Origin of the sequence: Rossellomorea arthrocnemi (genome assembly GCF_904424705.1) — a bacterium.
Classification (GTDB): Bacteria; Bacillota; Bacilli; order Bacillales; family Bacillaceae_B; genus Rossellomorea; species Rossellomorea arthrocnemi.
In genome coordinates, this window is sequence record NZ_CAJGBF010000001.1 from 554,195 (window position 1) to 562,732 (window position 8,538).

The window sequence follows — 8,538 nt, forward strand, 5'->3', positions numbered from 1 at the left end:
GTAAACTCAATCCCAAATTTCATTATAGTACTTCACAATCTCCCGTCCCTGAGCAGAGTATCGCTGATTGCCGTCCAAAGAAAAGTCTCCGCTGCACGCTGAGTTAGTCACCTGTACTTCATCGTATTCCACCTGTTCCCCATCGGCGCCGGTCATACCGCCCCCTCCCCTCCGGTACACACACTCAGCTGGGATGGGAGTACGATTTCCCGCTCCATCCTCATAGAAATACTGACTCTGACTGAATCCCATATTTTGTGTAGAAGTTTGATAGATTCCATACCGTTCAATATCAGTTCTCATCAAAGTAGGTAAGCTTTCAACCTCTACAGGAATGACGGAAACCTTCCCGTCTTTTTCAAGGGCAGGCCGATCAGACATACCATAAAAGATGACAATCGTGCCTTCAAACCCTTCAGGGATCAAGAAACGGTTCTTGGCCCTTTCTCCATGATCTTTACCAGGGAGCCAATTCACGGCAAGAATCACAACCACCAACACGGATACAACGCTCAATAATGAGAAATAAAATTGCTTATTCACCCGGTCAACATCTGCTTTATCCTTCCTTTTCAACCACTCATCAATGAAGAAAAAGATCACCGCACAGATCACGGCAAACCAGGCAAATCCGTCGATGACAATATAGGTGAGGCCACCAAAGAAAGCGTGGATGAAACCTGCTGCCATCATCCGTCCCTTCTCAAGCTTCCTTGTCAACCAATCAGACAGCAGTGAAACGGGGATCCCGTATGCCAGGTTCCCTGCCAGTGAATAGATCAGGACAATTCCAAAGATCCAAAGCCCCCCGTCCGTTATGCTGAGGATCATCATAATACTGGAAAGAATCAGACTTGTGTAAAGGCCCGTTTTGAATTTATTCATCTGCCAACCTCCCAAAGCTCCGATTGTGAATGTTTTCACAAAAAATCATACCATAAATTGTATGAAGTTGGAAGACTCTCCTCCGATGTGCTCTCCCTTGTTTAACGATATTGTACACGGGAAATACACTAGTACAACCTATAAAGGAGGAATTCATTATCACACACGATCCGAAACAAGCAGCCGCAAAAATGAATGAAGACAAAAAGGAAGAAATTCTGGAGCAGTACGATTCTTTTAAGAACTATTTAGGAGATCAGGTTCACAAGGGAGAAAAATTGGGGCTCAGTGAGGAAGCTCTTTCTAAAGGGGCTAAGCGCGTGGCTGACTATTTAGCCGAGCATGAAGAACCTCGGAACCGGGAGCAGAAAGTACTGAATGAAATGTGGAATGTCGCCAACAAGGAAGAACGGGAACATATGGCCCATGTGTTAGTGAAACTGGCTGACCAAACCAATTAAAGTACACAGGCGAAAGCCCCCATTTATGCATGCCTTGGGGGCTTTATCCTAATCAATAGTCTTATAATTAGTTCCCAACCTGTTCTTTTAAAGTCATTCCAATGTATGAAAGGGCATCTTTAACCGTTGCCACTGCGGGAAATGAGGATAAGTCAATGCCCATATTGGTTGCTTCAACCGCTAATTCAGGCCTAATGCCGGTTATGATGGAACGCACACCGAGGAGGGATGAAACGTTGGTAATCCTGAAGAGATAATCGATGACCATACGATCTAACGCATATACACCGGAAAAATCTATGATTAAGCGATCGACACTTTTATCCTTTAGTTTGACAGGTATTAATTCCAGGAGGGCCGTGGCTTTCTCTTGATTGATTTTCCCTCTCAACGGTAGAACGGCCACATCATCCAAAAGGGGCACAAGCGTAGCAGACAATTCATTGATTTCCTCATTCATGTCTTGCTGATGCTTTTCCGTTTCTTTCCGTTTCGTCACATCCCAGACATACGTTTGAATGGCCATACTTTCTCCCACTTTCACAGGGTGACAATACAATTCAACCTCTACTGTCGATCCATCCATACGGTAAATCGTTTCTTCTATGACATCTGCCGGCTTTTCATACGCCGATTGTATTCTCTGCCTGATGGCGTCCTTAGAGCTTTCCTGGAAAATATCGAGGGGACTCGCGCCGATCATGTTTTCTTTGTTGCTTCTAAAGAACTCTTCCGCTGCATGGTTTATGTACAGGACTTTATAGTCCGTATGAATAATGAGTGGATCCCGTGAATATTCCATAACTTCTAAATAATCCACTTCTGCAATCGAAACATTCACACTATCACTCCTTTTCCTTTTACGATACAGGTTGTTTTAATAGATAGCAAGGGCGATGGGAGGAGTTGACAATCTCTTCAAACCAGAAAAAGCCAACATTTCCTCATGTTAGCTCATTAGGTTTATCAAAGCTTTTTGTTGATTGAATTCAACCCGGTCATCATGATGAGGCTGAATATGGATGATAAAATCGTACTACCGATCAACAGCCATAAGATAATGCTTGCTTGTTTCCCCCTCAATGTCATCAACCCTCCTTATTCTCGCTACTTTTTCTAAAAACATACTCAACTATTCCCCTGTTGATATAGGAAAGAAGGATATAAATGAAAAATGACCACCATAACTCCCAGTGATATATTTTGTAAATGTGCAGCCATTCAAAAAATATTTCTCCTATAAACGAACCTCCAGCCGCCAGAATAATAGTGGCATAAAAGAATGCCTTCCCTCTGGGAAAATATTTATATAGAAGCATGTAGGTTACAGGTATGAGGCCATAGTCGAATAAGTACGCTTTCGGTAAAACCGGGATTAATTGCCCGGGATAGCCCCACAACCCGAGGTCAAAACCGATACCGTCTAAGTTTGCCGCGACGATTATCCATACCAGACCGAGGAATAGAAGTTTAGGCTTATTCTTGTCGTTTCTCGTTAACCGGATAAACACCATCCAGGTCAGGATTAAGAGAATAACGATGAACCACCAGCGGAAAGACAGAAAACAGTTATCCAGCCAATAAGCGATATTTTCCCGGGTCACTTCCAGAGCCTTTTCTCTTATGTGATCATATCGTTCTTGCATATGCTATCTCCTTAATCATGTATGATTCATTTTTAGAAAGTGCCTTATTGCAGGTTTTGTTCCTATTGTCTGCTATTAAAGAGATTATATTCTTTCTTCACTCTCCATCCTGGTACGAATTCCCTAATATCCGCCATTTTTTAATTTTTTTGTTTAATACCACCACATTTGAGGTAGGGGTATGTATGGAAAGGCCTACTGCTTGAAGAATCGTCCTATTTCTACTTTTGGATGGTCACAAAAAATTTTGAGAGGGGGATACCATGAAGCGTCTTTGTTGCGGTATTTTGATGTCCGTTCTTTTCCTCACCGGCTGCAGCTCTTTAAAGGTACTTGATCCCAAAGGTACGGTGGCTGAACTTCAATTGAACTTATTCCAAATTTCCATTGCGATTATGCTGTTGGTTTTTTTTATTGTGTTTTCCATGTTTGTGTATTTCACATGGAAGTATAGAGAAACACCTGAGCGCCGCGGTTTCACCCCTTCATATGTCAAAGGGAATAAGAAAATGGAGGTGACGTGGACTGTCATCCCCATTCTCTTATTGACGATCCTTGCAGTCCCTACTGTGAAAGGAACCTTCTCCCTTGCCCATTCGGATGAAAAAAGTGAAAATCCATTGGAAATTGAAGTGACGGGACACCAGTATTGGTGGGAGGTCCACTATCCCGATCAGGACATCACCCTGACCAACGAAGCATACATACCAGTGGATCAGCCAGTCGTGTTCCATTTGAAATCCGATGATGTCATTCATTCCTTTTGGGTGCCGAAGCTCGGTGGAAAAAAGGATCTCATACCAGGAAAGAACAACACTCTTACCCTGAATGCATCGGAGGAAGGGGTCTACAAGGGACAATGTGCAGAGTTGTGCGGAGCTTCCCATTCTTTCATGAGATTCAAGATTCACGCGGTCGGAGAAAACCAATTCAATCAATGGAAGGATAAAAAATCAAAGGAAAAAGCACCTGAAAATCTAACCCCGGCGGCTGAAAAAGGAAAGAAAATCTTCATATCTAAATGCTTAAGCTGCCATGCCGTGTCACCTGCAGAAAGAAGCGAAGGGCCCAACCTGGCCGGATTTTCCGATAAAGAGCGGATAGGGAATGTCGTGAAGAATACGGACGAAAATGTAGAAAAATGGATCAAGGACCCGTCTTCTTTCAAACCCGATATCAACATGCCCGGTTTTCCGGATTTAACGGAGGAAGACCTTCATGCATTAAGCGAATATCTTTCGCGATTAGAAGAATAAACTTTTGGCCATTAGGAGGTGGTGAATATGGATATCAAGTACACCCTTTTCGGACGGGAATTCGTATTCCCCTCTGATATCATTGCGGCAGACATCTCCATTCTCATCATGGGAATGGCTGCCTTCTTCTTATTGACATACTTAAAAAAGTGGAAGTGGGCATGGAACTTCGCAACCTCCACCCATCATCATAAAGTAGGCATCTTATACATGGCGGCAGGCGGTGCCTTTTTTCTACGAGGTGGTCTGGATGCCCTGATCATCCGGCTCCAGCTCGCACTCCCGGAAAATCAGTTCTGGGTCTTTCAAGGTGAAAAGTATAACCAAATGATGACGACCCACGGCACTACGATGATCTTCTTCGTAGCCATGCCTTTATTGATCGGGCTTATGAATGTCGCCGTTCCCCTTCAAATAGGGGCTAGGGACTTAGCTTTCCCCTATCTCAACCTGCTGAGCTTTTGGCTGTTTCTTATTGGAGGGGCGTTGGTTAATATCAGCTTTGTTCTGGGAGGATCACCTTCTGCAGGGTGGACCGGCTTTGCCCCACTTAGCCTGGATGTCTATACTCCCGGCCCTGGTCTTGATTATTATGCCATTGGCATTCAAATCGCTGGTGCCGGTACAATTATATCCGCCATTAATTTTCTGGTGACCATCATTAGAAAACGGGCTCCTGGGCTTACTTTTATGAGACTGCCTTTATTCACATGGTCTTCATTTGTCACATCCATTTTAATATTATTTGCCTTTCCCGCCCTTACTGTTGCCTTGTTACTATTAACGATGGACCGGGTGTACGGCACGGCTTTCTTGACGGGAACTGAGGGAAATCCTCTTATTTGGCAGCATTTATTCTGGATCTTCGGTCACCCTGAAGTATATATTTTAATCCTGCCGGCTTTTGGCATCTTTTCCGACGTGATCACCACCTTTTCAAGACGGAACCTTTTTGCCTACCCTGCTATGGTCTTTGCCCTTGTGCTGATCGGCTTTCTTGGTTTCATGGTGTGGATCCATCACATGTTTACGGTGGGGCTCGGACCGATCTCCAATGCCATCTTTGCCCTCGCCACCATGTCCATAGCAGTCCCGACAGGCATCAAAATCTTCAACTGGCTCTTCACACTTCGGGGAGGGGTCATCCGGTTTAAGACCGCCATGTTATTTTCACTGGCGTTCATCCCAACCTTTCTCATCGGCGGTGCCACAGGTGTCATGCTTTCGTCGGCTCCTGCCGATTATCAGTACCACGATAGTTATTTTGTGGTCGGACATTTCCATTATGTCATTGTCGGTGGAACGATTCTGGGGATTTTTGCAGGTGTGTATTATTGGTGGCCGAAAATGTTCGGTTTTTTACTCAATGAAACATTGGGGAAGTGGCATTTCTGGTTCTTCACCATCGGCTTTCATATTACCTTCTTCCCGATGCATCTCATGGGCTTGAATGGGATGCCCCGCCGTGTTTTCACGTATTTAAAGAGTGACGGCTTGGGGACATTGAATCTCATCAGCACGATTGGAGCCTTTCTCATGGCTGCTGCCGTAATGATCTTTCTTTGGAACATCTACTGGAGTTACCGGAACGGAAAGCGTGATCTCACCGGGGATCCTTGGGACGGACGCACCCTTGAGTGGTCGATCGCATCCCCCCCTCCTCTCGGGAATTTCATCCATCTGCCGGTCCTCACAACAATCGATCAACTCTGGTATGAGAAGCAAAAAGGGGATGGGACCATTCAAACAGCTGGGGAAGAAGACATTATTAATGTATCGAATCACACGTCTCAGCCCCTGATGCTGGCAGGAGCCCTTTTCGTCTCTTCATTTGGCTTTATCTTTGCCTTTCCACCCTTGCAATGGTTTGGTTTAGCCAGTGTCATTGGAATGCTGACTCTACGTTCATTCACAGCCGGACGAACATGGACACCTTATACTCCTAATGAATTACGGGCAGAAAGGAGGAAACGGTCCCAATGAATCAACATACATTCGTAACCGAACAAAAGCAGGACAAGTTGCTTGCCATGTGGTTCTTTATTGCAGCGGAGGTTGTTATCTTCGCTTCCCTGTTCGGGGTATACCTTACCCTCAAATCCCACATCTCAGATGGCCCATCCAGTGAACAAATGATGGAGTTGAAAAGTGTGATGCTCTCAACGGTCCTTCTCCTTTCAAGCAGCTTCACCATCTATGCCTGTGTTAAATCGAGTGAAAGGGAAAAAACGAAACAGACACTCCTCCTATTACTCGTGACACTTCTGCTTGGAGGCGTATTTTTGATGATGGAATCCAGAGAGTTTATCCACTACTACGAAAAAGGCTATGCATTGGATACCAGTCCATTCCTGTCTTCCTTTTATTTATTGGTCGGGACCCACGGACTTCATGTGCTGACAGGAGTCCTCTGGATGGGGATCTTACTCATTCACTTAGTCTTGAATGGCCATTGCAGGGAGAACTCCTCGAGACTTGCGGTCTTTTCCCTCTATTGGCACTTTGTGGACCTTGTGTGGGTATTGATCTTCACCCTCGTCTATCTGTATGGAAAGGTGGGATAAGCATGAATAAAATGACATTCTTCCTTCTTTATGTCATCGTGATTGGTTCTGCTTGCGGGGGGTATTTACTGGTGGAATTCTACAAGGAAACACTGAATCATACTCTCCTCTTCACAGCGCTTTTATCCCTTGCCTTTTTATCGATCAGTCTGCAGATAACAGTATTGATGAGAACCAGGACACCCATCACCAAGTGGAAATGGCTTTCCTTATCAAGCGGGCTGCTAATTGGAGGGCTCACTTTTCTATATTTATTCCTTTTAAAATAAGGCTGTTTTCGCAAACTTTGTTGCTTTTTAATTAGTGAGTGCTAGTTGATTGGGACGAAAGGTGCTCACTTTCCGTGGGGCGTGAGTTAGCCTCTTCAGGCTTTGCCCTGCGGGGTCTCAACTTGTCTAGCTCCGGCGGCTAGCCCCTCGAGGTCATAAGCTAAATGGACCAAGAAGGCAAAGAACGCCTTCTTAGCCCATTTAGCTTATGCTTGTCGGGACTGAACGAGCCGCCTCCGCTTTTCTGCATTTCCCGCTATTCCCGCAGGACTCGAGCACCTTACATTTTAACTCTAGCTTTTTTCTAAATATTGAGCGATTAACGTCCTCCTCTTTCGATTGCCTTTTGTCACTAGTGTACTGTCACTCAAATCTCGTTTAATAGCGAGGGGGAACTGCGTAGACTCCGGCTGGTACCGGGCGTGCCGATACCCCATTCATTTTAGTGGAAAACCCACCAGGGAGCATGTCTGCTCCCTGATCTATCTAGTCAATCTTCCACCCATACCGCCACTTCATTTTCACTATAACCCTACAAGCAAAACACTACTTTTCTCCCTTAAAAACATCTTGCTTTTATGTTAAAATTAGCCAAAAATCAGACAAATTTCTTCCCTTTTTGCAAGAAAGGAGATGTTGATAATGTCACAAAATAGTGAACTGTTCACCATCTTAAAGACCCTTCAAACTTATGCCGAATGTGACATCACCCATTCATTTTCTGAACATGATACTGAAGTATTGTTGGTTTCTTATTCCAAAGAAGCCGAAGCATTTATCATCACCGAGAGTGACTCTGAGGCAGCATTCCCTGATATAGAGGCTGCCTTGACCCAATTAGAGCGATTATTACGCAGGTTGAATACCACTGCTCGATAATGGTCTGCTTTTTATGGCTCAAAAAAAGAAGACCTGTCATCGAATGGACAGGTCTTCTTTCGTGATCCTCGGCTAGTTATTGCTGTTGGAGTTACTTGAATTGTTTGAGCTGTTGGAAGTGCCCGAATTACTCGACTGGCTTCCGCCTTTCGCGCCGATTTCCTGATAAAATTTCTTGTCATGATTGTCCGAAGTCGCTTCTCCACCTTTTTCACCGATCTCCTGGTAGAATTCTTTGTCATGGTTCTTCGCTGTTTGCTCTCCGCCTTTACGGCCAGCTTCTTCATAACTCATTTTGTTGTTGCTGTTGCTGTTGTTGCTGTTGTTGCTGTTGTTGTTATTGTTTGCCATGATTAAAGTCCTCCTTATATTTTGTGAAATTGGCTTATGAAATCATCCGACTATTTATTGTTGCTATTTGAGGTATTCGAGCTATTTGAATTGTTTGCGTTGCCCGAATTACTCGACTGGCTTCCGCCTTTCGCGCCGATTTCCTGATAAAATTTCTTGTCATGATTGTCCGAAGTCGCTTCTCCACCTTTTTCACCGATCTCCTGGTAGAATTCTTTGTCATGGTT

The 8,538-nt window shown here is 44.5% G+C and carries 10 protein-coding genes and 1 pseudogene; 6 read left to right on the forward strand and 5 right to left on the reverse strand.

Features of this window, described 5'->3' with window-relative positions; translation table 11 throughout:
• Positions 1-6: 6 nt before the first annotated feature.
• Positions 7-885, reverse strand: a complete 879-nt coding sequence (locus BAA9072_RS02810; RefSeq protein ID WP_201713146.1) for a DUF6843 domain-containing protein — start codon at positions 883-885, stop codon at positions 7-9.
• 191 nt (positions 886-1,076) lie between these two features.
• Here BAA9072_RS02810 and BAA9072_RS02815 point away from each other — a divergent pair, with 191 nt between their 5' ends.
• Positions 1,077-1,346 (forward strand): DUF3243 domain-containing protein, encoded by a 270-nt coding sequence (locus tag BAA9072_RS02815; RefSeq protein WP_201713147.1) that lies wholly within the window; start codon positions 1,077-1,079, stop codon positions 1,344-1,346.
• A 67-nt stretch (positions 1,347-1,413) separates the two neighbouring features.
• Here BAA9072_RS02815 and BAA9072_RS02820 read toward each other — a convergent pair whose 3' ends face one another.
• Together BAA9072_RS02820 and BAA9072_RS02825 are read right to left on the reverse strand one after the other, a co-directional pair.
• The gene (locus BAA9072_RS02820) at positions 1,414-2,187 is read right to left on the reverse strand and encodes a PAS domain S-box protein (protein ID WP_201713148.1); all 774 of its coding nucleotides are present in this window, start codon (positions 2,185-2,187) and stop codon (positions 1,414-1,416) included.
• A gap of 247 nt (positions 2,188-2,434) precedes the next feature.
• Complete coding sequence (locus tag BAA9072_RS02825) at positions 2,435-2,992, reverse strand: CBO0543 family protein (RefSeq protein WP_201713149.1); 558 nt, start codon at positions 2,990-2,992, stop codon at positions 2,435-2,437.
• Positions 2,993-3,255: 263 nt separating this feature from the next.
• Between BAA9072_RS02825 and coxB the strand changes: the two genes are divergently transcribed.
• From coxB to BAA9072_RS02850, 5 genes are all read left to right on the forward strand, one after another.
• Positions 3,256-4,248, forward strand: a complete 993-nt coding sequence (gene coxB, locus BAA9072_RS02830; protein WP_201713150.1) for a cytochrome c oxidase subunit II — start codon at positions 3,256-3,258, stop codon at positions 4,246-4,248.
• 114 nt (positions 4,249-4,362) lie between these two features.
• On the forward strand, positions 4,363-6,231 hold the full coding sequence (locus BAA9072_RS02835) for a cytochrome c oxidase subunit I (protein ID WP_201713208.1): 1,869 nt from the start codon (positions 4,363-4,365) through the stop codon (positions 6,229-6,231).
• Entirely contained in the window at positions 6,228-6,812 is a 585-nt protein-coding gene (locus BAA9072_RS02840) for a cytochrome c oxidase subunit 3 (protein WP_201713151.1), read from the forward strand. The genes BAA9072_RS02835 and BAA9072_RS02840 overlap by 4 nt, the downstream gene beginning before the upstream one ends.
• A gap of 2 nt (positions 6,813-6,814) precedes the next feature.
• Positions 6,815-7,081, forward strand: coding sequence for a hypothetical protein (locus BAA9072_RS02845; RefSeq protein WP_201713152.1), 267 nt, complete (start codon positions 6,815-6,817; stop codon positions 7,079-7,081).
• 642 nt (positions 7,082-7,723) lie between these two features.
• Complete coding sequence (locus tag BAA9072_RS02850; RefSeq protein ID WP_201713153.1) at positions 7,724-7,960, forward strand: hypothetical protein; 237 nt, start codon at positions 7,724-7,726, stop codon at positions 7,958-7,960.
• 123 nt (positions 7,961-8,083) lie between these two features.
• Here the strand turns inward: BAA9072_RS02850 and BAA9072_RS02855 are convergent.
• Positions 8,084-8,311 (reverse strand): annotated as a pseudogene (locus BAA9072_RS02855) (KGG domain-containing protein); the annotation flags it as partial.
• Between the two features lie 50 nt (positions 8,312-8,361).
• Positions 8,362-8,538, reverse strand: a 177-nt coding sequence (locus BAA9072_RS02860) for a KGG domain-containing protein (protein ID WP_330999259.1), incomplete at its 5' end; no start/stop codon positions are given.

Coding starts and splice junctions, on each gene's coding strand:
- BAA9072_RS02850 (WP_201713153.1), top strand. CDS start 7,724: ATGTCACAAAATAGTGAACTGTTCACCATCTTAAAGACCCTTCAAACT.
- BAA9072_RS02835 (WP_201713208.1), top strand. CDS start 4,363: ATGGCTGCCTTCTTCTTATTGACATACTTAAAAAAGTGGAAGTGGGCA.
- coxB (WP_201713150.1), top strand. CDS start 3,256: ATGAAGCGTCTTTGTTGCGGTATTTTGATGTCCGTTCTTTTCCTCACC.
- BAA9072_RS02810 (WP_201713146.1), bottom strand. CDS start 885: ATGAATAAATTCAAAACGGGCCTTTACACAAGTCTGATTCTTTCCAGT.
- BAA9072_RS02845 (WP_201713152.1), top strand. CDS start 6,815: ATGAATAAAATGACATTCTTCCTTCTTTATGTCATCGTGATTGGTTCT.
- BAA9072_RS02815 (WP_201713147.1), top strand. CDS start 1,077: ATGAATGAAGACAAAAAGGAAGAAATTCTGGAGCAGTACGATTCTTTT.
- BAA9072_RS02840 (WP_201713151.1), top strand. CDS start 6,228: ATGAATCAACATACATTCGTAACCGAACAAAAGCAGGACAAGTTGCTT.
- BAA9072_RS02825 (WP_201713149.1), bottom strand. CDS start 2,992: ATGCAAGAACGATATGATCACATAAGAGAAAAGGCTCTGGAAGTGACC.